General features: G+C 67.4%; 23 protein-coding genes. 13 read left to right on the top strand and 10 right to left on the bottom strand.

All coding sequences use genetic code 11. The features are described 5' to 3' along the window. Positions 1 to 89: 89 nt before the first annotated feature. Positions 90 to 3,674: a YobI family P-loop NTPase gene (locus MHO01S_RS11930; RefSeq protein WP_060960797.1), complete on the top strand. Its 3,585-nt coding sequence runs from the start codon at positions 90 to 92 to the stop codon at positions 3,672 to 3,674. 1 nt (position 3,675) lies between these two features. Here the strand turns inward: MHO01S_RS11930 and MHO01S_RS11925 are convergent, their stop codons facing one another. Then, entirely contained in the window at positions 3,676 to 3,993 is a 318-nt protein-coding gene (locus MHO01S_RS11925; protein WP_061782365.1) for an Rrf2 family transcriptional regulator, read from the bottom strand. 213 nt (positions 3,994 to 4,206) lie between these two features. Here MHO01S_RS11925 and MHO01S_RS11920 point away from each other — a divergent pair, with 213 nt between their 5' ends. From MHO01S_RS11920 to MHO01S_RS16495, 6 genes are all read left to right on the top strand, one after another. Beyond that, positions 4,207 to 5,016 (top strand): TnsA-like heteromeric transposase endonuclease subunit, encoded by an 810-nt coding sequence (locus MHO01S_RS11920; protein WP_218016053.1) that lies wholly within the window; start codon positions 4,207 to 4,209, stop codon positions 5,014 to 5,016. Positions 5,017 to 5,326: 310 nt separating this feature from the next. Further along, positions 5,327 to 7,201 (top strand): TnsB C-terminal domain-containing protein, encoded by a 1,875-nt coding sequence (locus tag MHO01S_RS11915; protein WP_167626533.1) that lies wholly within the window; start codon positions 5,327 to 5,329, stop codon positions 7,199 to 7,201. Beyond that, positions 7,198 to 8,376 (top strand): AAA family ATPase, encoded by a 1,179-nt coding sequence (locus MHO01S_RS11910; protein ID WP_060960794.1) that lies wholly within the window; start codon positions 7,198 to 7,200, stop codon positions 8,374 to 8,376. Before MHO01S_RS11915 ends, MHO01S_RS11910 begins: the two co-directional genes overlap by 4 nt. Continuing rightward, positions 8,376 to 10,796 (top strand): TniQ family protein, encoded by a 2,421-nt coding sequence (locus MHO01S_RS11905; RefSeq protein ID WP_060960793.1) that lies wholly within the window; start codon positions 8,376 to 8,378, stop codon positions 10,794 to 10,796. Before MHO01S_RS11910 ends, MHO01S_RS11905 begins: the two co-directional genes overlap by 1 nt. After that, positions 10,793 to 10,987 carry a hypothetical protein gene (locus MHO01S_RS11900; protein ID WP_060960792.1) on the top strand — a complete coding sequence of 65 codons (195 nt, stop codon included), beginning with the start codon at positions 10,793 to 10,795 and terminating at the stop codon, positions 10,985 to 10,987. The genes MHO01S_RS11905 and MHO01S_RS11900 overlap by 4 nt, the downstream gene beginning before the upstream one ends. Next, positions 10,984 to 11,439: a hypothetical protein gene (locus MHO01S_RS16495; RefSeq protein WP_157553786.1), complete on the top strand. Its 456-nt coding sequence runs from the start codon at positions 10,984 to 10,986 to the stop codon at positions 11,437 to 11,439. The genes MHO01S_RS11900 and MHO01S_RS16495 overlap by 4 nt, the downstream gene beginning before the upstream one ends. On the opposite strand, the gene MHO01S_RS11895 is transcribed toward MHO01S_RS16495, so the two are convergent. From MHO01S_RS11895 to MHO01S_RS16355, 3 genes are all read right to left on the bottom strand, one after another. Then, positions 11,384 to 12,061, bottom strand: coding sequence for a hypothetical protein (locus MHO01S_RS11895; RefSeq protein ID WP_157553785.1), 678 nt, complete (start codon positions 12,059 to 12,061; stop codon positions 11,384 to 11,386). The two genes, MHO01S_RS16495 and MHO01S_RS11895, sit on opposite strands and share 56 nt — an antisense overlap. Positions 12,062 to 12,202: 141 nt before the next feature. Next, positions 12,203 to 12,586, bottom strand: a complete 384-nt coding sequence (locus MHO01S_RS11890) for a hypothetical protein (RefSeq protein ID WP_060960790.1) — start codon at positions 12,584 to 12,586, stop codon at positions 12,203 to 12,205. Positions 12,587 to 12,691: 105 nt separating this feature from the next. Next, positions 12,692 to 13,096, bottom strand: coding sequence for a response regulator transcription factor (locus MHO01S_RS16355; protein WP_051498749.1), 405 nt, complete (start codon positions 13,094 to 13,096; stop codon positions 12,692 to 12,694). 65 nt (positions 13,097 to 13,161) lie between these two features. Here MHO01S_RS16355 and MHO01S_RS16695 point away from each other — a divergent pair, with 65 nt between their 5' ends. From MHO01S_RS16695 to MHO01S_RS11870, 3 genes are all read left to right on the top strand, one after another. Next, positions 13,162 to 13,449, top strand: coding sequence for a tyrosine-type recombinase/integrase (locus tag MHO01S_RS16695; RefSeq protein WP_051498748.1), 288 nt, complete (start codon positions 13,162 to 13,164; stop codon positions 13,447 to 13,449). Next, entirely contained in the window at positions 13,439 to 13,774 is a 336-nt protein-coding gene (locus MHO01S_RS11875; RefSeq protein ID WP_060960789.1) for a helix-turn-helix domain-containing protein, read from the top strand. The genes MHO01S_RS16695 and MHO01S_RS11875 overlap by 11 nt, the downstream gene beginning before the upstream one ends. 390 nt (positions 13,775 to 14,164) lie before the next feature. Beyond that, entirely contained in the window at positions 14,165 to 15,736 is a 1,572-nt protein-coding gene (locus tag MHO01S_RS11870; protein WP_234057897.1) for a hypothetical protein, read from the top strand. Between the two features lie 74 nt (positions 15,737 to 15,810). On the opposite strand, the gene MHO01S_RS11865 is transcribed toward MHO01S_RS11870, so the two are convergent. Further along, entirely contained in the window at positions 15,811 to 16,200 is a 390-nt protein-coding gene (locus MHO01S_RS11865; protein ID WP_017828519.1) for a heavy metal-responsive transcriptional regulator, read from the bottom strand. Between the two features lie 115 nt (positions 16,201 to 16,315). Between MHO01S_RS11865 and merA the strand changes: the two genes are divergently transcribed. From merA to MHO01S_RS17055, 3 genes are read left to right on the top strand one after another with little or no spacing between them, the layout of a single operon-like run. After that, positions 16,316 to 17,740, top strand: a complete 1,425-nt coding sequence (gene merA / locus MHO01S_RS11860) for a mercury(II) reductase (protein WP_036286088.1) — start codon at positions 16,316 to 16,318, stop codon at positions 17,738 to 17,740. Continuing rightward, positions 17,650 to 18,147 carry an organomercurial lyase gene (merB, locus tag MHO01S_RS11855; RefSeq protein WP_025104814.1) on the top strand — a complete coding sequence of 166 codons (498 nt, stop codon included), beginning with the start codon at positions 17,650 to 17,652 and terminating at the stop codon, positions 18,145 to 18,147. The genes merA and merB overlap by 91 nt, the downstream gene beginning before the upstream one ends. A 28-nt stretch (positions 18,148 to 18,175) precedes the next feature. Then, on the top strand, positions 18,176 to 18,496 hold the full coding sequence (locus tag MHO01S_RS17055; protein WP_081603833.1) for a MerC domain-containing protein: 321 nt from the start codon (positions 18,176 to 18,178) through the stop codon (positions 18,494 to 18,496). 154 nt (positions 18,497 to 18,650) lie between these two features. Here the strand turns inward: MHO01S_RS17055 and MHO01S_RS11850 are convergent, their stop codons facing one another. From MHO01S_RS11850 to MHO01S_RS11830, 5 genes are all read right to left on the bottom strand, one after another. Further along, positions 18,651 to 20,564 (bottom strand): heavy metal translocating P-type ATPase, encoded by a 1,914-nt coding sequence (locus tag MHO01S_RS11850; RefSeq protein ID WP_174524677.1) that lies wholly within the window; start codon positions 20,562 to 20,564, stop codon positions 18,651 to 18,653. Continuing rightward, positions 20,561 to 20,920, bottom strand: a complete 360-nt coding sequence (gene cmtR, locus MHO01S_RS11845; protein WP_060960787.1) for a Cd(II)/Pb(II)-sensing metalloregulatory transcriptional regulator CmtR — start codon at positions 20,918 to 20,920, stop codon at positions 20,561 to 20,563. The genes MHO01S_RS11850 and cmtR overlap by 4 nt, the downstream gene beginning before the upstream one ends. 7 nt (positions 20,921 to 20,927) lie before the next feature. Continuing rightward, positions 20,928 to 21,488, bottom strand: coding sequence for a type II glyceraldehyde-3-phosphate dehydrogenase (locus MHO01S_RS11840; RefSeq protein WP_060960786.1), 561 nt, complete (start codon positions 21,486 to 21,488; stop codon positions 20,928 to 20,930). 39 nt (positions 21,489 to 21,527) lie between these two features. Beyond that, the gene (locus MHO01S_RS11835) at positions 21,528 to 23,183 is read right to left on the bottom strand and encodes an ABC1 kinase family protein (RefSeq protein ID WP_036286080.1); all 1,656 of its coding nucleotides are present in this window, start codon (positions 23,181 to 23,183) and stop codon (positions 21,528 to 21,530) included. Next, positions 23,183 to 23,762 (bottom strand): AAA family ATPase (locus tag MHO01S_RS11830; RefSeq protein ID WP_218016052.1); only part of this gene is annotated, 580 nt, incomplete at its 5' end. The genes MHO01S_RS11830 and MHO01S_RS11835, both read right to left, overlap by 1 nt.

Here is a 23,762-nt window from a genome sequence, read left to right as displayed (position 1 = left end):
AGGTTCCACGCCGAAATGACATATTCCACGGGTAGTTGGCAGGCACTTGGCATCCCTGCCATTTGCTGTAGACGATTAGGGGGTTCGGTGTGACTGATGTCAGCGAGACGGTGACCAGTCCACTGCAGCTCGAGTCGCTCGTTCCACGGTTCGTGAGCGACCAGCACGGCACTTATCGCGACGAGCTCGTCGACCTGCTCACCGACGACGGACGACGCGCGCGGGTGTGGAATATCGCATTGACCGGCGGCTACGGCAGTGGGAAGAGTAGCGTGCTCGCGGGCGTGCGGGACCAGCTCGGCAAGCGCGTGGTTGAGATATCACTCTCGTCGCTCAGCGACGTCGGAGTTGAGAGCGGTGACAACCTCAACAACTACATCCAGAAGGAGATCGTCAAGCAGCTGCTCTATCGTGAGCGCCCCAGCCGCGTCCCGGGATCGAGGTTCAAGAGGATCAGCAGGCTGCCAGTGGGGCGGACGCTGCTTGCATCCGCGCTGGTCGCTGTCCTCGTCGTGCTCACCTTGTGGATGACGGGTTGGGGAGCACCGTTCCAACTCGCCCCCGCTAACGAGGGCATGCGAGTCCCATTACTGCTTTCTGCAGCGTTGATCGCCGGCGTGATCGCGTACGTGATCATGGCGCTCCTGCACAACCGGATCCGAATTGACAAACTGGGAACCTCAGCGACGTCGGTGAGTCTGACCGCGGAGTCCGACGGTGGCAGCTACTTCGATGAGTATCTCGACGAGATCGTCTACTTCTTTGAAAAGACTCGTCGGGACATCGTGATCATCGAGGACCTGGACCGGTTCGAGGACCCGACGATCTACGCCTCTCTGCGTGAGCTGAACACCGTGCTCAACACGTCGCGACAACTTCGAAAGCGCCCGGTCCACTTCGTTTACGCTGTCCGGGACAGCATCTTCGAAGACATAGAGGTGCCACGCGACCCGCCGGATGGCCCGGACGCAGCACCGGGCGTGTGGCAGGCCGACCGGGGACTGTCGGATGCAGCGACGCAGCGAACCAAGTTCTTCGAGCTCGTAGTCCCGATCGTGCCGTTCATCACCCACCGCTCGTCGGCCGACCTCCTGTTCGATCTGGCCGCCGAGGTTGACTCGACGATCTCCTTCGAGGCGGTCCGCGTGGTGGCGAAGCACGTGACGGACATGCGGCTTCTGCGCAACATCCTGAACGAGTTCCGGGTCTTCCACGCTCGTGTGCTGGCGGGCGGAAAGCTCGGCGGGCTCACCTCAAGCGGGCTCTTCGCGCTCGTTGCCTACAAGAACACCCACATGAAGCAGTTCGAGCTGATCCGGGTCGGATCAAGTGAACTGGACGTGTTGTACCGACGCTCGCGAGAGGTCATCGCGAGCGGGATGGATGCTGCGTCGGCGACGCTCGCCACGCTGCGTGAGCAGAGTGCGCACACAGCAGCGACCGATGTGCGCGCGGAGCAACTCGGCTCCGCGCTCCAGGATCTGGTTGAACGCTGGCTTCCACGGGTCAACAGGCGTGGGCACACCGCGACCTATCGAATCGGTGGAGCCGATTGGGCACCCGCCACGCTGAGCACTGCGGGATTCTGGGCCGCGGCAATCGATTCGGGCCACGCCTTGCAAGTCGTCGTGAATGGAGAGGTCCTCTTCGAGCTCACTGCTGACAATCTCGCCGCGGATCTGGGCGTGGCTGTCCCGGCGCGTTGGAGTGACCAGGTCGTAGCCGATACGGCGGCGGCGTCGGAAGATGCGCGAGCCGAGCTGCAGTGGTACCGCACCGCCGACTTCCAACAACTGCTGGCGCGTCAAACGGATGACCCTTCCTCCGAGCTCATCCGCGGCGCCGTTGACCCTCTGCTGCATGACCTCCTGGCCGAGGGACTAATCGACAGGAACTTCGCGCTATACGCGTCCGAGTTCTACGGGGTGATTGCCTCTGCAGCCGCGATGACCTACGTGATCCAACACCTGCAAGCAGATACCCCGGATCATGACTACCCACTCGACGAGAAGGACGTCGACGCGGTGCTCGAACTCGGCGGCCCGCGCGCGTTCGAATCGATCGGGCTGTTCAACATCGCGATCTACGACCAGCTGCTAGCGCGGGAAGACGGCCGATTGGTCAAGAACATCGCCGCTCTCGCCGTTGCTGACCCCGCCGCCGTCGGCTTCATCCGCAGCTATTTGCAGCGTGGACGGCTCCCAGCGACGCTCATCGGTCGCGTCGCAGCGCAGTGGGACGGGGTCTTCGAGTTCATCGATACTGAAGGACCCGCCGTCGCGGCGGGTCAGCTCGATCTCGTCGTCGCCGCCTTCGAGTCCTTGAATCCAAAGTTGGAGTACGCGGTACCCGACGACGTCAAGCGACTTCTCGCTGAGAACCCAGGGCGCCTCACGGAACTGAGTGCTGACGTTACGCCCCAGCGAGCGACTGCGGCGCTTACCCAACTCGGCATAAGTCTCGCAGATATCCGAGCGCTCTCACCGGCCGCGCAGCGGTCGGTCGTGGTCGCGCGCCGTTACGAGGTCAATGCACCGAACCTCGAGGTGGCAGTCGGCGGGGGCGACATCGCGCTCGATGCGATCATGCAACTCGACGATTCAACGTTCGACCACGTTCTCGGGCACTTCGAGGCGTACCTGTCAAGCATCGACGCATCCCACCGCCCGAGTATCACCGACGTTGACATGGCAGTGGATGTGATGGAGGCCGCGGAGCTTTCAAGGGCCGGCGCGGCAACCGAGATCGCGCGGCGAATGCCCGCGGAGATGCTCATCCGAGACATCAATGCAGTACCGGCGACGCTGCTTCCCGTTCTTGCTGAATCACACCGATTCCCACTCACCTTCGCGAACGTCACGAACTACATCGCCGTACGCTCCCTGGACGCTCCTCTGATCGGGTACCTCGCTGCTTCGCCCACTCTCGCCGTCCCGCCAGAGACCGACGTGACTGCGCGCATCACTCTCGCCGCGAGCCTCGTCGCTGAGGATGAGCTCGATGTCGCCGCTCGTGTCACGCTCGCCGGACAGCTCGTAGAGACGGTCCCTGCATCCCGATCGATGGGGGATGAGCCGGATCTTGTCACGGCACTCATGAACGCAGGATTGCTCGACGACAGCGCTAGCACCTTCCAAGCTCTCGCCACCGCGCATGCACAGGAAGCATTTGTCGTGGAGTCTCAGACGGCGCCAGACTGGATCGTCTCGTCGAACGCGTCGGCGGCATCGGTGGCGTCGCTCCTTCGCAATCCCGATGTCTCACGCTCGGTCAAGACTCTGCTTGCTGATGCGATTCCTCGAAACGCCGCTTGGGGATCAACCGACGTGTTTGAGGCGATCGGTGCCTGGGCGGAGGCAACCCGCGAGCCCCTTCCCGCCGAAACGTTTCAGATGATGCAGATGTCGGGGGCTTCGACCAGCGCGAAGGTCGCTGCGCTCAGCGCATCCGTGGCGACTGTGCCCGGTCTCGTACCGCAATACGTGGCCCAACTCGGCGGTGCGTACGCCGAGGTTCTTCAGCCCGCAAACACTTATGTCGATCTTCCGCTCGTCCCAGATCCGACACCGTTCCTGGAGTTGCTCAAGGACTCGGACACCGCCGTCTCATCCTTCAATGAGGTCGACGGCGTCATGCGTGTATACCGACACCGCCCGAGACCCAACGGTGATTAACCTACGATGCGGAGCGCTCGGTAGCGCGATCCTCTTCGACGTACTGGCTCGCCGCGTTCCACCAGGGATTCTCGCGGACCCGGTACAGGATGGTCCGCTCTCCAGGCACGCGCTCGACGAACTCGATGAAGTTCGCGCGGCGGAGCTTCTGGATCAGTGGGTGCACGATGCCAGGCGAGAGTCCCGTCGCGTCGGTGATCGTCTTCGATGAGAACTTCTCGCCGCGCAGCCCGGCGATCTCGACCATGACGCTGTACATGTAGCTGTTGCCGAAGACGAGCCGGGATTCCTCCGGCGCGATGGGCTCCAACATGGTCATGTCCTTGAGTGTCGCACACGCAGCCGACCTGGGCTTCAGGCCGGCCTGTGGGCGTTGATTTCGTGGTCCCTATATTTGTATCCCTGACGGTGACTTGTTATCTATCTGACGTCCACTACAGTGAATGTCACATTCACTGGTATTCGTGACTCGCATATACCGAATTAGCTTGCGAAAGCAAGAGCGCGAACCTGAATCGTATTTTGCGAATCTATGGCGGAAGCGTGCATTCCCCCTGACCGATTCGACCCTCACGCTGGCTTCATGACGGCGCGCGAACAACTCGAGACGCGGGGCGGAGCGTTCCCGGCGGATGTCGAGCTGATGGTTCGCAAAGCGGGTGGCGAGGTGGACGTTGTTCCGCTGCAGTCAGCTCGATTGAGCATGTTCGACGCCGCCGTCCCGTGGCGTGATTTCCGCTGGTACCGCGGGCAGCGGCACTTCTCGGGCAGCTACTGGTCGGCGACCATGCAAGCGCATATCGGATACGAGTCGCGGCTCGAGTACGCGAACCTGCTGCTGGCAGACTTCGACCCTCGCGTCGACAGGATTCTCTCTCAGCCGTTCCTCCTCGAGGGGGAGGACAGGGGCACACGCCGTCGCCACATCCCCGACTATCTGATCGTCCACGCGGACCACACCGCCTGCGTGGTGGATGTGAAGCCCGCCGCGAAGCTCACCATCCCGAAGGTGCGTGACTCGCTGAGCTGGTCGCGGCGCGTGATCGAACCCCACGGGTGGGAGTACCGCGTCCAATCCGACCCCGATGAGGTGCTGCTGCGCAACGTCCAGTTCCTTGCCGGCTACCGCCGGTCCTTCCAGTTCGCCGACGGCGACGTCACCGCCGCGCTCCGAGAGCTGAGATCGCCCATGGCGTTCGGCGAGGCAGTGCGCGCGATCGCGCCCGTCACCGGAGGGCTTCTCGCAGCACGCGCGCTCGTCCTGCACCTGCTGTGGACGCGACGGCTGAGCACCGACCTGACCCGACTTCTGAGCGCCACGAGCATCGTGACGCGGGCCTGAGACAACACCACCTCAACACCTGAAGGAGATAGCGATGAGCAGCACGTGGACCCTGAAACCAGGAGTGGACATCGTCTACGACGGCGACACCTGCACCGTTGCGGAGATCTGCGATGGCGCGGTCATCGTCCGTACCCGAACTGGGCAGGTTCGACGCCTGCGGATGATCGACCTCCTACGGCCACGCACTGAGGGAGGTACGACACACATCCCCGGAAACAGTCGCAATGAAGACGCGGGTCCACTGGGCGTCATCTGGGCCGATGCCAGCGACGCGGCCCGCGCGGTGTCCGCCGAGCGCGCTGATCATGTGCGAGAGGTCCTCACCGGCTACCGGTCGGGGACGGCCGAGATCGCGCGTGAGGGCGAACCGAAGCTCGCGTACCATCCGGAGCGCCGCGTCGAAGAGCGGATCGCGGCGAAGGCGCTCGAGCTCGGTAAGGGCCGCCGGACCGTCGCGAGGTGGGTGGCGAGGTACAAGGATGCCGGCGAGATCGGACTGATCGATCACCGCAAGGCGCAGCCGGGCAATCTGCTCGTCAACTTCGACGACCGCTGGGTCACGGCGGCACGCGAGGTCATCGATGAGCAGACGCCGGAGTCGAAGGTCGCGAAGAGCATCATCATCGCGAGAGTCAACGCCCGAGCCGACCGCACACACGGGCCAGGTATCGTCTCCGCCCCTTCTCGAAGCGCCGCGTATAAGGTCCTCGACGAGCTCTCCCGTGGCCGCGCGACCTTCTCCGGGAGCACCAAACGCAAGCGCTCCAACGCGAACCGCCCGCCCGCCCCCTATGGTCGCCTGCACGCCACCGCGCCCGGCCAATACGTCCTCCTCGACACGACACCGCTGAACGTCTTCGCCGTCGCCCCGGTGACCGGCAAGTGGGTCGCTGCGGACCTCACGGTCGCGATCGACCTCTACTCCCGCTGCATCCTCGGCATGCGGCTGACGCCCGGCTCAACGAAGTCCATCGACGTGTCCGGCGTGCTCATGGAAGCGTGCCAACCCTTCGACACTCCCGCGGACTGGGGCACGAGCGCACGCTGGCCCTTCCACGGCGTCGCCGGTTCCGTGCTCGTCGACCCGACGCGTATCCGCGTGCCGCGGTTCGTTCGTGCGGGGGTCCTGCCCGATACGATCATCGTCGACCACGGCGCACCATACCTCTCGGAGCACGTGACCAGCGCTTGCGCACGCCTGGGCATATCCATCCAGCCAGCTCGCGTCTACCAGCCCACCGACAAGAGCCCCGTCGAGAGGTTCTTCCGCACCCTCGACACGTTCCTCCAGGAACTCCCCGGCTATAAGGGCGCCGACGTCGGCGGCCGTGGCGACGACGTCGAAGCCGACGCTGTCTACACGGTCCCGCAGCTGGAGCAGATCATCCGCGAATGGGTCGCGACTGTCTACCACCTCCGATCCCACGACTCTCTCGAGGATCCTCGCCTCCCCGGTGTCAAGCTCAGCCCTGCCGAGAGATACGACCAGGGGCTCGCCGTTGCCGGGCAGCTGCGGATGCCGATCGACAGGAGCGTTCTCCTCGAGCTGCTGCCGGTGGTGAAACGGCAGTTCAACCATTACGGGGTCGAGATCCACAAGCTGCGCTACACCGGCGACTCGGTCGCGAAGTACCGCAACCGTGCCCGGTCGCTCCACCGCGACAAGGGCACGGAATGGCCCTTCGTGGTCAACCCCGACGACCTGACGCAGATCTACTTCCACGACCCCGAGGACGGCACCTGGCACACCCTCGAGTGGGAGCACAAGGGAGCGCTCGACACACCGTTCAGCCTCGACGCGCTGGAGTACGCGAAGAGGATCGCGATTCGCCAGGGCCGCCCCTCGCAGGTCGACGACGTCGCCGCGCAGCTGCTCGAGGACTGGGGCGCGGGACGCGCACTGACCCCGTCCGAGCGGCGGATGAGTTCCCGCATGGCGGCGCAGCTCAACGAAAAGGATCCCGCGGCCGACGGGGTGTGGTCGCTACGCACCGTGCAGCGGATGCTCGAGGCCGAACTGAACCCCAGCACAGATCTCGGCAGGGAGCTCACCGGCGAGGTCCGCGACCCACGCAAACGCGTCGACATCCCCGAAACGGGCGATGACGACGACGAGGACGACATCGACGAACCCACGATCCGATCCGACTACCACTTCGATCCGATGGAGATGATCCAATGACCACCACAGCCTCAGGCGAGCACGACGCGCCTCGCCGGCAGCGGAGCCTGTCCACCTACGAGGGGTGGAAGGACTTCGCCGAGCGTCCCCCGCGCGAGAAGCCCGCGCTGCTAACGCCGGAGCAGCTTGCGGCGTTCGGCCCGGACGAGTTCGCGCAGTACAACGCGGAGCGTCGGACGTGGCACGCGAACATCCTGCTGCGCACCCGGCAGGTGCACGGTGTGCACCTGCAACTAGGCGACATCCTGGACAGCAACCTGCAGGACTCCGACCGGGTCAAATCCGCCGCTGCCCTCGACGCCCCACCGGCCCTCGGGAAGTCGACGGTCGTGAACACGTTCGGGCGCGACTTCCACCGGCAGCGGATCGCGGAGGTGGGCGAGTACCTCGACGAGGATCGCGACATCCTCCACCTCCCGGTCTGCCACATCACCGTCCCAGGGCGCCTCACGATCAAGGGCCTGCACATGATGATCCTCGGGTTCTACGCGCACCCCGCAACCGCCGGCATCCTGCACCGTTCGATGGCCGGCCGGGACCTGGCACGGGCGGCCGCGGACTGCATCGAACGGCACGACACCCGGCTGGTGATCATCGACGATCTGCACTTCATCCAGATGCGCACCCGTGACGGTGTCGAGGTCGCGAACCAGCTGAAGTGGCTGTCCAACGAGTACAACGCCACCTTCCTATTCGCCGGAGTCGCGCTCCGCGAACGCGGCCTCGTCGGCGAGGGAGCGACCGGGAAGGAAGCGGCGATGGCGCAGACATTCCGCCGCTGGACAGTGCTCAGCCTCGACCCGTACAGCCTGCGCACCAAGCAAACCCGCCAGGAGTGGGACAGCCTGCTCTGGCACATCGACCAGGCCCTCGTGCTCGCCGACGCGCACGAGGGGATGCTCGTCGACATGTCGCGGTATCTGTTCGCCCGGACCACTGGCAACATCGGATCGCTCATGGACCTCATCCGCCGCGGCGCGTCCCGCGCCATCCGCACCGGCGTCGAGCGAATCGACCGGCAGCTCCTCGACGACATCCGCATCGACGAGGGAGCCGAATCGGAGCGCCCCGAGCTGCAGGCCAAACACGACCAAGAAGATCGCGCACGCCGTGAGCGGCGCCGGCGCCGCCTGAAGAGCGACGATTCCCAAGCGAATGGTGAGGAGGCGGCCTGATGAGCGCGGCGGCCGGTACCCTACGCGTCCTCCCATTCCGGGTCCGCCCCTTACCGGACGAGCCGTTCGACTCCTGGCTGGAAGCCTCCGCGGCCGCGAACCGCGCGACAGTCGCCGAGATGGCGTGCGCGCTCGGCCTGGTGGAGCAGGAGGGCGGCAGGGCGGTGTCGGCGACGTCGTGGATGGCAGCGCAGTGGGCGACCGAGCTCACCAATGAGCAGGCGTCGCGGCTGGAGCGGTCGACGGGGATCCCGGCGGCGCAGTTCCAGGAGATGACGCGGATGCGGTTCGCGCGGCACGCGATCCGCTACACCCGCCAGGGGAGGATCAGCTTCCGCTGCCCCGTCGGCGGAATGGCGGGACGGTACTGCCCCGAATGCCTCGCAGACTCCGGTGGGAGGTGGCGGATGTCGTGGCAGTTCCCGTTCACCTTCGCGTGCGTCCGGCACCGCCGCATCCTCGCCGACAACTGCCCGGTGTGCCACAAGCCACCGCGTCGCACCGGCCACCCGCTCGCCGGTATCCCGCACCCCGGGCACTGCCACAACCCCGTCGCCGGTGCCGGGACAGGGCCGATCGCCAGCCGCTGCCGCGGCGACCTCACCGCGCACCCCGACCGCATCGCCGCACCCGACGCCGTGCTCCACGCGCAACGCCGCATGATGCAGATCCTCTCCAGCGGTCAGGGCCGGTTCGGGATCTACGCGGACGCCCCGCAACCCGCGATCACCGTCCTCGAAGACATCCGCCTCCTCACCCGCGCCGCAGGAGCTACGCTCTGCGATGGCGGCGACCTCGACATGCCGGAGCTGGAAACGGACCTCCTCGCGGCGGTGCCTCGAGACAAGCATGAGTGGACGTGGGCGGGACCGCCCACAGCGGCCGGCGGCGCGGTCGGCACGACGATCGCGATCGCCGCGCTCGAAGACTCCGACCGCGCGGTTCGGCTGCTGAATGGGCGGCTCGCGGTGAGTACGTCGTACACCGGTCAAACGCCGCAGCTGCAGCGACTGATCGCCGCGTCCCTCGGCCGCACCCGACGACCGACGCTGTTCCTGCAAGCTGCGCCAGCCTCGGACGTGAAACCGGAGGACCGGGCGCGGAAGGTTCCCGCGCAACTCTGGGATGAGTGGACGAGCGCGCTCACCCCACGTCGCATCAACAGCGACGTCGCCGCGTCCGCGCTGGCCGCAGCCGTCGTGTTCACCGGCACACGGCTGACCCACTCCGCGGCCCTCGGCCTCCTGGACTCGACCGCACCCATCCGTCAGGTCACTCATGTGATGCGCGAGTTCGGGAGGCCAGGCGCGGAGACGCCTGCCCTTGCGGCGATCCTCAACCTCGCCACCTACCTCGACGCGCACGAGACACCGATCGACTACGCACGCCGCCGCAGACTTGACTGCACCGATCTCCTTCCCGAAAAGGAATGGCAGCGGCTCTGCGCCCGACTGAACGTCCAACCCGGCGCCGGCGCCAGGCACCACCGAGCGCGCGCCCACCTATACCGGACCATCACAGGCAACTCGATGCGACGCGCACCGGAAGGATGGGATGCGGGCGGACTGTCGCCGCGGACGGTGACGACCTTCACGATGGCGCTGCCGGACTCTGTGCGCCGTGAGCTGGACGACGTCGGCCGCGCCTTCCTGCTCCGCCAAGGGATCGACGAGCCGCTCAACTGGGCGCCCCCGCTGTCGACGCACATCGAACCCGCCGCAGCCCGCAGCAACACCGTCGGTGAGTGGGCGACGGCCAGACCCGTCCGTGGCGCACTCGACACACCATCTCGCAGCCGCGAACTCATCGCCCAATACGGTGAGGGCGCGACCACCTATGAGCTCGCACGGCGGACGGGAGTATCGCGGCAGACGGTGTCGCGTGTGCTCGCCGACGGTAACAGCAGTCCCCGCCGCGGACGGCCAATCACGTTCGTCATCGACGAGGACTGGCTGTGCGAGCGGTACGAGAAGGAAGGGATGACGCTGCGACGGATCGCGGCGCTCGTCGGCTGCAGCGCTCCCACAATCGCGCACCGCATCCAAGCGGCAGGCATCGCGATGCGACCCGGCCCACACGACCGCACCCCTCACCCACTGGCCGGCCAGTCACGGCTCCTCCAGCGCGCCCTCGTCGGCCGGCACCCCATCGAACGGGCGCGCCGATTCCTCATTGCCACACAGCACGACAACGTGCGCGCCGCCGCTGCGACCATCCGAACGACCCAGAGCGCACTGAGCGCCCAGCTCGCCAGCCTCGGCGCCGACGTCGGTGGAGATCTGTTCGTCCCCGCGGCACGCAACAGGCCGATGCGCCTCACCTCACTCGGCGGACGGCTCGCTCGCGAGCTCCGCCGTGCCCTCGCCACCCACCCTCATGCCCAGACCACATCACCGACCGAAGAGGAGAAAGCATCATGACCGGAAAGAAGCGGACCTCCAGTCGTCTGCAACGGGCAGCGCGGGAGCGCATGAAGGTGACCGGCGAGAAGTACATCGCTGCGCTGATGGCCGTGATGGAGGACACCAGGTCACAGATTGAGTTCAGCTCCCCGCCGACGCCGCCCGCTGGTTCACCGGGCACGTTCGTCGACCGCGAGAGGCGGCCATGAGCTCCGACGCTCCCGAGGACGGCGATCCGGTCCTCCATCACGACACGATGCAGTGGAACAGTTCCGGGTGGACCGACAAGCCGTGGTCGGCACCCCACCTGTCGCCGCTCTTCATGGAACTCACGTCGGCGAAGACCGCGCCGAGCTGGGCGCGCCGTGCGGTGAAGGTCATCCATCGCTACACCCGTGAGCACAGCGAACCGCCGACGTTCCGTGAGCTGTTCACCGAACTCGCCACCCAAGACCCCGAATACGCCGACCATGAGGAGGCGTGGTTGTCACGGGCAGTCCGGAGCCTCGTGATGGTGCATTGGCGGAGGCAGGGATGGGTGCGCTACCGGACCGAGACCCGGACTCTCCGATCCGGCCCGAACGCGAACCGCGACCTGTTCCCGGCTACTCGTGCTGCTCGTCGTGAGGGAGCGCGTGGAGAAGCTCGTCGAGAACGATGACGAGGTCGTTGTATCCCTGCATGTAGAACAGCGCGTCTGATCCCGGGGTCTCGCCGCCGACGACATCGGCGAGCACCGCGCGCGCTTCCCGGGTTGCGGCCTGCAGTCGCGTCTCGATCCCCGGCAGTCTGCGGATCCATTCGTCGATGACGGTGAAGCGGATGGGCTTGAAGTCGTGCGCGTCGACTCCGACGTGGAACTCGTGACCGTGGGGGCCATGATCGCGGGCATGCGTGTGACCGTGCAGCAGCGGAAGACCCTCGTCGTCGCGTGGGCGGTGGGTCGTGTGCCGGCCGGCGCCGTGTGAGTCGCCGCTGTAGGGGTAGTGGGATGCCAGGATCTGGTACCCGCGGCGGGTGCCCTCGATCACCTCGGGGAGGATGCTCCACCCGGCCGCCTCGTACAGCGGCGTGAACCGTTCGATGGCGCGTTTGGACTGTGTCGCCGGCGAAACCCGATCGTGGTTGCCGGGCACGAGGAACCGTCGCCCATTCAGGTTGGCGGTGAGCCCGACGGATTCCTCGATCGGCGCGAGGGCGAGATCACCGAGATGGAGCACGGTGTCGTCCGGCCCTACTACCTCGTTCCACCGCCGGACCAGCTCCGCGTTCATCTCTTCCACGGTCGCGAACGGTCGATCAGCGAGTTCGCTGATTCGTGTGTGACTGAAATGCGTGTCCGATGTGACGAAATCGACCTGGTCGAAGTCGAACCACGGATACTCGCTCACATCCGTTCTCCCCGCGCGCAGGTTTGACTGCTTCTAGAGCTCATCGCGCTCACGCACCACTCGCCCGACCTCGCGGTCGTCGATTGCTTCGACCAGCTCCTCGAGTACTCGGTCGATGTCACCGCCGTTCGCGGCGGCGACTCTCGCCACTTCCCTTGCCGCGTCAGCGAGCGTGTAGAGACGCTCCCAGGGGTGGTCTCCGTGACGGGCGATCGCGACGGTCTCACGAGTGTAGGAGCGGTCGTCCCCGGCGACGAGCCAGCGTTCCTCGCCCTCAGCGGTGATGAAGAAATCGACCACACACTCACCGCACGGCATCTTGTAGACGCCCGGTTCGGTGGGCGCCGCCTCGGTCGCACGCGTGATCATCTCGCGGATGACGCCTTCCCAATCGACCGCCGGTTCATCGTCGCCCATGGTGACCTCCCGAAGTAGAACAGAGAAGTGTCTCACTTCGGCACCGCGGCGTCTAGGGCTCAGCCCCGTCGCGTTCGCGCATCAGTTCGCTTGACCACCGATGGTCTACCCGAGCTGGTGGGCAAGAATCACAGCCTGCACGCGGTCGCGGACGCCGAGCTTGGCGAAGATTCGGTTGATATGCGTCTTCACCGTTGCGGGTGAGAGATGCAGTGCCTGGCTGATCTCGCCGTTGGAGAGGCCGAGCGCGATCGCGTTGAAAACGTCGCGTTCTCGGGGGGACAGAACCGAGAGGCCCTGTCCGCCCGGGACGGGCTGGTCGCGGCCGGTGTAGGCGTCGATGAGCTGCCGTGTGATGCGGGGCGTCACGATGGCATCGCCTCGAGCGACGACGCGTACGGCGTCCACGAGTTCTTGGTGTGTCGCAGTTTTGACGAGGAACGCACTCGCCCCCGCGCGGAGTGCCCCGAAGGCGTACTCGTCCAAGTCGAACGTCGTGAGTACGATCACGCGGCTCCGCAGCCCGCCGTCGACAATTGCGCGGGTGGCGTGGATACCGTCTTGACGCGCTGTGGGTGACGGAACGCCGCACCCGACTGTCGGCCGGCTATCTCGACCGGCGGTTCGCGGAGCTGCGGGACGAGGCCGGCTTGTCAAAGGCCCTGACTCTGCACAGCCTCCGGCATTCGTACGTGACGCACCTGCTCGAGTTCGGCTACGCCGACCGATTCGTCCAGGAGCAGGTCGGGCACATGCATGCTTCGACGACCTCGATCTACGCCTCCGTCAGCTCGGACTTCAAGAACCGGGTACTCGCGGACGCATTGAAGGCCCTCATCGAAGGAGAAGCAGATGACCGTTGAGCTCGAGACCGCATGGAGCCTCCGCAGCGTGATGGCCTCGCGCGGGATCTTCCAGACCTCCAAGCTGAAGCCGTTGCTCGAGGAGCGGGGCGTCGACCTGTCCCGGGAACAGGTGTACCGACTGGTGACGCAAGCACCGCAGCGGGTTCGCATCGACGTGCTCGCCGCGCTGTGCGACGCGTTGGAGTGCTCGCTCGACGACCTCGTGCAGGTCACCCGCCGGGAGGCTGCGGCCCCGGTCGCGGTGGGTGAAGAGGCGACGCGGGGTGCGATCGGCGATCTGCGGCCCGTGCGGGCCACGATCCGTCGCCCGCGCTCGAAGTAGGCCGCGGTGGCGAAGCCTCCGCAGGAGCCCAGGGTTGCTGAGGTCGCCGGGCTCGTCCACGCGATCGCGCCGGAGATCCCGGTGGAGCGCCTTGTTGAGATCGTGGCTGAAGTCGCACCCGTGCCGCTCACCCAACGGCGTCTCGAACTCGCACTCCTCAAACAACCTGGAGTCCTCGAAGGGCGACACCGGAACGTACCGGTGACGGTGCAGGATCTGGCCCACGCTCTCGTGAACGAGGGTGCCGGGCGGGTCGTCTTGCCTACATGCGATTCCTGTGGACGTGCCGTTCGGATGCCTCACAAGACGCAGACCGGCGGTCGCCACTGCTCGCGCTGTGAACGGAATGCCCGATCGGTCGCGTGTGCCAGATGCGGACGAGTTCAGCCCGTGCAGCGCACCGTCGATGGGCAACGGTTCTGCCGGGACTGCTGGCGAGCCGATCCGCGGTCGTTCGGCGACTGCTCGCGATGCGGGCAGAACGCCACGATTATCGTCCGTCGCCCCGCGCTCGTCTGTCTCGCGTGCTACACCGCGCCGGTCAAGATGTGCGAGCTCTGCGGGGAGCCGGGCCGCGTAGCGACGCACCTGGACGGCCGACGGGTCTGCGCCCGCTGCTACTACGCGATGCGACGCCCCCAGCCGTGCCCGGAGTGCGGGCGGAAGGTGTTCCTCACTGGCTTCATGAATGGGCACAAGGTCTGCGCCGAGTGCGCAGGAGCTCCCGTGACGATGGCATGCCCGGGATGCGGGACGATCGAAGAGGTGCGCAAGCACCGGCTATGCGTAGAGTGCCGGCGACCTATCGCCATCCAGCAACTGCTTGCTGACGACAGCGGAGAGATCCGCCCCGAGCTGCACCCGCTCGCGGAGTATCTGGTGACGCACCACGGCAGTGCGATCTCCCTCGAGCGGTGGCTGTACAAGAGCCGCTGTGCGGTCGTCCTCCGTGAGCTCGCCGATGGCACGCTGCCCCTCACCGCGGACGCGATCATGACCAGAGCGCACGCCGGCCAGTCCGTGGCATTCCTGCTCTCGCTCCTCATCCGCTCAGGCGTGCTGCCCGATTTCGACATCCAAGCGGCGAGGTTCGAGCACTGGTTCCAACGGTGGCTTCCGACCGTCCCCCATCCCGAGGACCGGCTCCTCCTACGGCGGTACTGCACCTGGGAGCTGCTGCCGTCGGGCAGATCACTCAGGGGCAGACCAGCTACGGCCGTCCGATCCGGCTCCACCTATCAGAAGGTGCGTGCGGCGCTGAAGCGGTGCGCGGCCCTCCTGCAGCAGATCCGCGCGAGCGGCGAAACGCTGACGACATACCCGCAGCGATCTCTCGACGGCTTCCTCACCGGTTCGCCCTCACAACGGGATGCCCTCGCGCCGTTCACCCGGTGGCTGCGACGGCACCGCCTGAGCCGCCTCCGGGTCGAGTTCCGCAGCCATCGCCTCGAAGGGCGCGACTACGCCGCCGACCATCGGTGGACGATGGCACGCGCGTTCATCACGCGAGACGACATGGATCCCGTGACGCGAGTCAGCGGATTGCTCGTCCTGTTCTACGGGCTCCACCTGACCCGCATCGCAGCGATCACCCGCGCACAAGTCGATACGACCGCGCGCCCCATGACGCTGACGGTCGGAACTGAACCGATCGAGCTGCCCGAAGTCCTCGCCGAAGCAATGGTCCAGCTGCTCGACGGCAACCGCTCCGACACTTGGCTCTTCCCGGGCAGGAACCCGGGCCGACCGATCACCCCCGGGCCGCTCAGCCGTCGACTCCGTCAAGAAGGACTCCTCGCCGGCAGCGCTCGTGTCACCGCGCTGATGGACCTCACCCGACAACTGCATCCTCGAATCGTGTCCGACCTGCTCGGCATCACGGCGTCATCAGCTGCCGCCTGGGCACGCCTCTCCGGGGGCGAATGGTCCGACTATCCCGCGCTGCGCTCAACCTCGACCTGAGCACCAATGGCCTCCCGCTACGCTTGCGCCTCCAGTGGGACTGCCTGAATTATCGGACAGACCCCCGGGCTTGGCTACAGATAGCGGCAGACCTGATCCGAGCTGCACGTGTCGGGCTCGACGTGCTCGGCCTGGTCGCGGAGCCCGGCGAGGGTGTCGCGCAGGTCGTGGAGCTGCCTGAGCTGCTGGTCGATATCGGTGAGGCGTGCGTCGAGGAGGTCGCGGACGTGGCTGCAGGGCGCTTGGCCGTGGTCGCGGATGTGGAGGATCTGCTGGATCTGGGCGAGGGTGAGTCCAGCGGCTTGGCCGCGGTGGATGAAGTCGATTCGGGCGATGGTCTCGGCGGTGTAGTTGCGGTAGCCGCTGGGCGTGCGCCCGGCCGGCGGCAGGAGCCCCTGGTCCTCGTAGAACCGCAACGTCTTCGCCGTGGTGCCGGCCGCGTCGGCGAGCTCTCCGATCCGCATTCCCCGCCCCCCCTTTTCGCTGGTCGCAAATTTCGTGCTTGACCTTCCCCTGTGGTGGAAGGTTCATGATGAGTGTATCAGCGGGATGTTCCAAGATGTCCAGGGAGGAATAAGGATGCCATCGAGGTTTGATCTGGCCGTGATTGGGTCGGGTGGCGCGGCATTCGCCGCGGCGATCCGCGCCACCACACTGGGAAAGTCGGTGGTGATGATCGAGCGCGGCACGTTGGGCGGCACGTGCGTGAACACGGGGTGCGTTCCGTCCAAGGCGCTGCTCGCGGCCGCCGAGGCCCGCCACGTGGCCGCGGATGCGGGCTCCCGGTTCCCGGGGATCGCCGCCACCGCTGGCCCGGTAGACATGCACGGGCTGGTGGGTGGCAAGCAGGACCTGGTCGAGGCGATGCGGAGTGAGAAGTACATCGACGTGGCAGAAGCCTACGGCTGGCCGGTCCGCCAGGGCGAGGCGGCGTTCGCCGGCACGCCGGATGCGTCGGTCCTCGAGGTCACCGCCGCGGACGGCACCGTCGAAACCATCGAGGCCGCCCACTACCTCATCGCCACAGGCTCCCGCCCGTGGGCTCCTGCCATCGAGGGGCTGGACGGCGTCGACTTTCTCACCTCGACGTCGGCGATGGAGCTGTCCGAGGTGCCTGACTCGCTGCTGGTGCTCGGCGGGGGCTATGTGGCGCTGGAGATGGCACAGTTGTTCGCCCGGCTCGGCTCGAAGGTGACTCTGCTGGTGAGGTCCCGGCTGGCGTCGAAGGAGGAGCCGGAAGTCTCCAAGGCGTTGCAGGAAATCTTCGCCGACGAGGGCATCCGAGTGGTCCGCCGCGCCATCCCCACCCGCGTCACCCGCGACCCGGGCACCGGCCAGATCGTCGCCGCGGCCGAGGTCTCGGGCGGCGTGCAGGAGTTCCGTGCCGACGAGATCCTCGTCGCGCTCGGCCGCGCCCCGGTCACCGACGGGCTCAACCTCGAGACCGTGCAAGTGAAGACCGGCGCGGCCGGAGAGGTCGTGGTCACCGACCAGTTGCAGTCCTCCAACCCTCGCGTCTGGGCGGCTGGGGATGTCACCGGGCACCCCGAGTTCGTCTACGTCGCAGCCCGGCACGGCACGTTGGTCGCCGAGAACGCCTTCACTGACGCCAGCACGTCGGTCGACTACACGCGGATGCCGCGGGTCACATTCACGAGCCCTGCCGTCGGCGCGGTCGGGATGACCGAGAAGGAGGTCATCGCGGCCGGGATCCGCTGCGACTGCCGTGTCCTGCCACTGGAGTACGTGCCCCGCGCGCTGGTGAACCGGGACACCCGCGGGTTCATCAAGATGGTCGCCAACGCGGACACCGGCGAGATCCTCGGCCTGACCGCGGTCGCCAAGGACGCCGGCGAACTCGCCGCCGCAGGTGTCCACATCCTCGGCAAGACCATCACCGAGGTCGCCGACGCGTGGGCCCCGTACCTGACCACGGCCGAAGGCATCCGGATCGTAGCCAAGGCCTTCACCACCGATGTGTCGATGCTGTCCTGCTGCGCCTGACCGCGCGCCAGACAGCGGATCCACCCCATCAGAAACTGGAGCCTCGCCCGCTCCTCGATCGGCCCGCCCGGGTCGAATCGATCTCCCCGGCCAGCGGCGACACGATCCGCGTCACCGTCGACTCGACCGCCGGTGTCACTAGCGTGGAACCGGCGACCGCGGTGGTGTCCTTGGTCAGCCCCGAGGCCATGCACTCGATTCGCTCCTCGTTCTGCAACCAGGTCCACTACTTCGCTTCCCGCGAGGACGCCGCCGGATGGCTCACGGAACACCCGATGGCCCAAATCCTCACGGTCGCCGATGCCTTCGAGGTTGGCAGCACCCTGATCACCGAGATGCTCGAGCGCCCCCGGACCGGTGCCGACGAACTGTCTGGAAGCTGCTGCGGTCCCGAGACCTGCTGCTGAGACGGCACCACGAGAGGACAGAACACCAATGCCTCCCAACCAGGACGACCAGCGAGGCGGCCGTGGCCTGCTCCTCGGAGCCGTCGCCGCACTGCTCGTGGTCGGCTGCTGCGCCCTCCTTCCACTTCTCGTCGTCGGAGGCACGATCACAGGGATCGGCACCCTCCTCCGCAACCCGTGGGTGATCACGGGCGGTGCCGCACTCCTGATCCTCGCGGTGGTTGCAAGCATCGTGATGACAGCGCGTGCCAGGCGACACCGCCGCGAAAACGACCCCGACTGCTGCCCGCCCCTTCGCCCGACCATAACGAAGACAGACCCGAGGCGAAGGGAAACCGGAACCAAATGATCATGGCCATTAGACCCCGGCATACGGCCCGCCCGATAGGCCCCTAGCCAGCAGGCAAGTCGCCGATCAACGCGCGCGAACTCTGATGTGAAATCTAAAGGTCATCCGCATGGTCCCGGATCAAGCCGTCACGCGGCGGCGACGTCCTGCGCGGTCACGTGCTTGCCTTCCGCGTCGACGCGGCGCGCAGGCCGTTGAGGATCACGATCACCTCGGCGATCTCGTGCACCAGCACCACCGCCGCAAGCCCCAGGACGCCAAAGAGGGCGAGCGGGAGCAGGGCGGTGATGATCAGCAGCGACAGGATGATGTTCTGGTTGATGATGTGCCGCCCCCGACGGGCATGGGCGAACGCGCGCGGGAGAAGCCGCAGATCGTGACCGGTGAAGGCCACGTCGGCCGACTCGATCGCGGCGTCGGAGCCCGTCGCGCCCATCGCGATCCCGATGTCCGCGGCGGCCAGCGCAGGGGCGTCGTTGATGCCGTCGCCGATCATCGCGACCGGCCCCTTCGCACCGAGCTCTGCGATCGCGGCGGCCTTGTCTTCGGGGCGCAGCTCGGCGCGGACGTCATCGATCCCTGCATGCGCAGCGAGGGCGCGGGCGGTGCGGGCGTTGTCGCCGGTGAGCATGGTCACCCCGATGCCCTGGGTCGCGAGGGTGCGGACCACTTCAGGGACCTCGGGGCGCAGCTCGTCGCGGACGCCGATCGCGGCGACCGGGACGCCGCCGCGGTGGACGATCACGACTGTCATGCCCTGCTCCTCCAGCCCCGCGACCCGGTCGCCGAGGGTCCCGGCGTCGAGCCAGCGCGGGCTGCCGACGGTGATCCGCGCGCCGGCGAGCTCGCCCTCGATGCCGTGCCCGGCCTGCTCGGTCACGCCCTCCGCCGCAGGGGCATCCGGCGCTGCGGCGGTGATCGCGGCGGCGAGGGGGTGGGTGCTGTGCTGCTCCAGAGCGGCCGCCCACGCCAGCGCCTCCGCCTCGCTCACACCGTCCACGGTGAGGACGGCGGTGACGGCGGGCTCGTTGCGGGTGAGGGTGCCGGTCTTGTCGACGGCGACGTGGCGGATCACGCCGAACCGCTCGAACGCGGCACCGGACTTGATGATCACGCCGAACTTGCTCGCCGAGCCGATCGCCGCGACCACGGTCAGCGGCACGGAGATCGCCAGTGCGCAGGGCGATGCCGCGACCAGCACGACCAGGGCGCGGGTGATCCACAGCTCCGGGTCGCCGAGCAGCGAGCCGATGATCGCGACCAGGGCGGCGAGGATCAGCACGCCCGGGACGAGAGGGCGGGCGATGCGGTCGGCGAGGCGGGCGCGGTCGCCCTTCTCCGCCTGAGCCTTCTCCACGAGGTCGACGATCGTGGTCAGTGAGTTGTCGGTGCCTGCCGCGGTCGTTTCGACCTCCAGTGCCCCGGCGGTGTTGATTGCGCCGGCGGAGACGGCATCGCCGGGTTCGACCTCGACCGGGATCGACTCCCCGGTGATCGCGGACGTGTCCAGGCTGGAACGTCCCGTGCGGACGACGCCGTCGGTCGCGATCCGCTCACCCGGCCGCACCAACATCAGCTGCCCGACAGCCAGATCCTTCGCGGCGACCTCGACCGAGACGCCGTCGCGGCGGATGGTGGCGGTCTCCGGGACGAGCTTGAGCAGTGCCCGCAGCCCGCCGCGGGCACGGTCCATCGCCTTGTCCTCCAGCGCCTCGGCGATCGAGTACAGGAATGCCAGCGCTGCGGCCTCCTCGACGTAGCCGAGGATCACCGCGCCGACCGCGCTGATGGTCATCAGCAGCCCGATGCCGAGCTTGCCCTTGAAGAGGTTCCGGATCGCGCCCGGCGTGAACGTCGACGCGCCCAGCAGCAGGCCGATCCAGAACAGCACCAGCGCAGGGATCTCCATCCCGGACCACTCCAGCGCCAGACCGGTGAGGAACGCCACACCGGAGAAGACCGGGACCATGATCCCGCGGTCCCGCCACCAGGGGCGCTCCGCCTCCTCGGCCTCTTCGCCGACTGCGGTCTCAGGCTCGTCGTGCTCGCAGCCGCACGCCGCGCTCACGCGCCCGCTCCCGTCCCGCAGCAGCCCGGCACCGTGCACGAAGCGTCCATGCAGGGCGCGTGCTCGTCCACCGCGAGCGTCACGTCCACCAGCGCGGTCAGCGCCGCCGCGAGGTGCGGGTCCGCGATCTCGTAGCGCGTCTGCCGCCCTTCCGGCTCGGCGACCACGATGCCGCAGTCGCGCAGGCAGGTCAGGTGGTTCGAGACGTTCGAGCGGGTCAGCTCCAGCTCACGCGAGAGCACCGCCGGGTAGCTGGGGCCGTCGAGCAGGGTCATCAGTATCCGGGAGCGCGTCGGGTCCGCCATGGCCCGGCCGAGCCGGTTCATGACGTCGAGACGTGGAGCAATGGTCAGCATGCACTGATCATACAGTGTTGACTGAACTAATCCCAGGATGAATAGTGCACCCTGCGACATTCGGCCCTACCAGTAACCCCGCGGGCGCGCAGCAGCAGCCCGGCGTTTTCGAGCGCGCCGAGGACCGGACGATGCTGGTGGTGTTGCAGGACACCACCCGGGTCAGGTCCCGGCCGAGCGCGGTGGCGTAGTTGGCCTGGGCGACGAAGGAGTGCCCGGTGGTCGAGTGCGCTTCCCCGCCCTGCACGATCACCTTTACTCCCGCCGCCTGGTAGCGGGGCAGGTTTCCGGCGGCGACGTGCTTGGGGGTCGTATCGACGATCACGTCGCTCTGCGCGAGGAGATCGTCGAGGGTTCCCTCGGGGCGGATGCCGGTGTCCACCATGCCGCTGTGCGCGTCGGGGGTGGCGGCGAATACGGGCAGCCGCGGGACGGCGGATTGTATTCGCCAGTCGGTGACGATGTCCGCGACGCCCACCAGGTGCATGTCGGGTTGGGCGTGGACGGCGTCGGCGACCCTCTTGCCGATCACTCCGTACCCGTTGACGCCGACTCTGATCCTGTCCATCTTCGTCTCCTTTCGTGGTGTTCTTGAGCCGTGCGCGGGTCAGGGGCGGGGTCGGCGGCGCCGCAGCGTCCACAGCAGATAGCTGCCGAGGGCGCCGATCGTGCCGGTCCCGGCGCCGATCAGGACGCCTTCCCGGGAGCGCCATTTCGTGTTCCCGCCGACGAGGGTGCCGATCCCGCTGATCAGCGCGGCGGCGATCATTCCCGCGACGACACGGTTGCCGACGCGTTCGGCGCGCCCGACGAGAGGTTCCAGCTCCGTCGCGCGCAGGTGCACCTCGAACCCGCCGTCTTCGAGGAGATGCCGGAGCCGGCTCAGGGTGGCGGGCAGCTCGGTGAGCAGTGCCCCGGTGTCGGCTCCCGCGCGCGCCCATCGCCGGGCCAGAGCCGGCAGGGACAGCTGGGCGCGGGTGAGCTGCTCAGCGTAGGGCTGCAGGGCGTCGAGCATCTGGAAGTCCGGATCCAGCCGCGCCGCGGTCCCTTCGGCCATCATCAGCACTTTGAACAGCAGCGCCGTCTCCTGCGGAAGGTGCAGCTGGTGCTGCTGCAGGATGCCGAGCAGCTGCTGGAGCATGATTGCGAGGCTGATCTCCGACAGCGAACGGCCCCGGTAGCGGGCCGTGAACGCGGTGATCGCCTGCCGCAGCCCTGCCCGGTCGACGACGTCGGCGGTCCGGGAGAGTTCTATCAGGGCGGTGGTGAGGGTGTCCGGGTCGTCGCGGGTGAAGGCGAGCACGATGCCGGCGAGGCCGTCCGTGGTCTGTTCGGTGAGCTCCCCGACCATCCCGAAGTCGATCAGCGCGAGCGCGCCGTCGGGCTGCACGAACATGTTCCCGGGATGGGGGTCGGCATGGAAGAACCGGTTGTCGAACACCATCGTGAGCACGATGTCGGCACCCAGCCGCGCGAGTGCGACCCGGTCGATGCCGGCGGCGTCCAGGCCCTCCAGGTCGTCGATCCGCACCCCGCTCATCCGCTCCAGGGTCAGCACGCGCGAGGTCGTGGTCTCCCCGTGCACGCGGGGAATCCGCACCCGCGCCGCGTGGGCGAACTCCTGCGCGAACCGTTCGGCGTTGCGGGCCTCCTGCAGGTAGTCCAGCTCGGCACGCAGCGTGCGGGAGAACTCCTCCACCAGCCCGGGCAGGTCGTACTGCCGGATGGCATCCCAGCGCCGGTCGGCGCGGTCGGCGAGGTTGCGGAGAATGTCCAGGTCTTCATGCACCTGCGCGACCACGCCGGGCCGGCGCACCTTCACGACGACCTCGGTGCCGTCGTGAAGAGTTGCCGCGTACGCCTGCCCGATGGACGCCGCCGCCAGCGGCACCGGGTCGAACTGGGCGAACACGTGCTCTGGGTCGGCGCCGAGCTCTTCACGGAGCACGTCCCGAATGCCCTCCCACGGTGCCGCGGCGACGTCGTCCTGCAGTTTGGCGAACTCGGCGACCCATGCCGCGGGGAGCAGATCGTGCCGGGTGGAGAGGATCTGGCCCAGTTTCACGAACGTCGGCCCGAGCTCCTCCAACGCGACCCGCACATGCTCGGGGTTCGTGTAGGGGTCCTCCTGCCGGGCGTGTCCGAGGGCGCCGCGGTGGAACGGCACCAAGCCGCCCAGGCCCAGCACGCCGGCCAGGACGCCGAGTCCGTGCCGGCGCAGCACGGCCCCGATCTGCCGGTACCGGCTACTCCCCGCGCCCATCAGCTCACGCCCCTCTCGGCTGGAGTGCCGGCCGATGCTCGTTCGAGGATGAAGTCGACGCGCGCGTCGGGGGCGAGTGCGGGGACGGTGACGACGGGAAAGCCCAGCTCCTGGTACACCAGCCCGAGCAGGTCGTGGATGCGCCGCTGCGCGGCGGGGTCCTCGGTGCGCGCGTAGTCGGACGCCAGCGGGAGCAGGTCAAGCAGGAACACCGTCGCGTACCGGGCGCCGGCCAGCGCGCCCAGCAGGGCGGTGCCGGGGGCGAGGCCGAGGAAGCGGTAGTAGGCGAGCGAGTCCGGCAGAGCACGGTCCAGGAACACGGTCTGTTGCGGGTCGAGGGAGCGTTCCTGCTCGATCTGCATGTCGACGACGGCGCGCTGGAACTCGCTCTGCCGTGCCCGCACCTCCGCGGTGCTGCGCCCGGTGATCCGTTGCAGGTCGATGTAGTGGCGGGCGTGCTCGATTGTGGTCGTGTACCCGCGGCCCCGCAGCAGGTTGACCGTGGTGGTCTTGCCCGAGCTGGGACCGCCCGTCACGACGTGCCAACGGGTGGTCTGTGCGGGCCGCGGCTCCTGGATG

The organism is Microbacterium hominis NBRC 15708 (assembly GCF_001592125.1).
Taxonomy (GTDB): domain Bacteria; phylum Actinomycetota; class Actinomycetes; order Actinomycetales; family Microbacteriaceae; genus Microbacterium; species Microbacterium hominis.
This window is presented reverse-complemented; position numbering and strand designations above follow the sequence as displayed.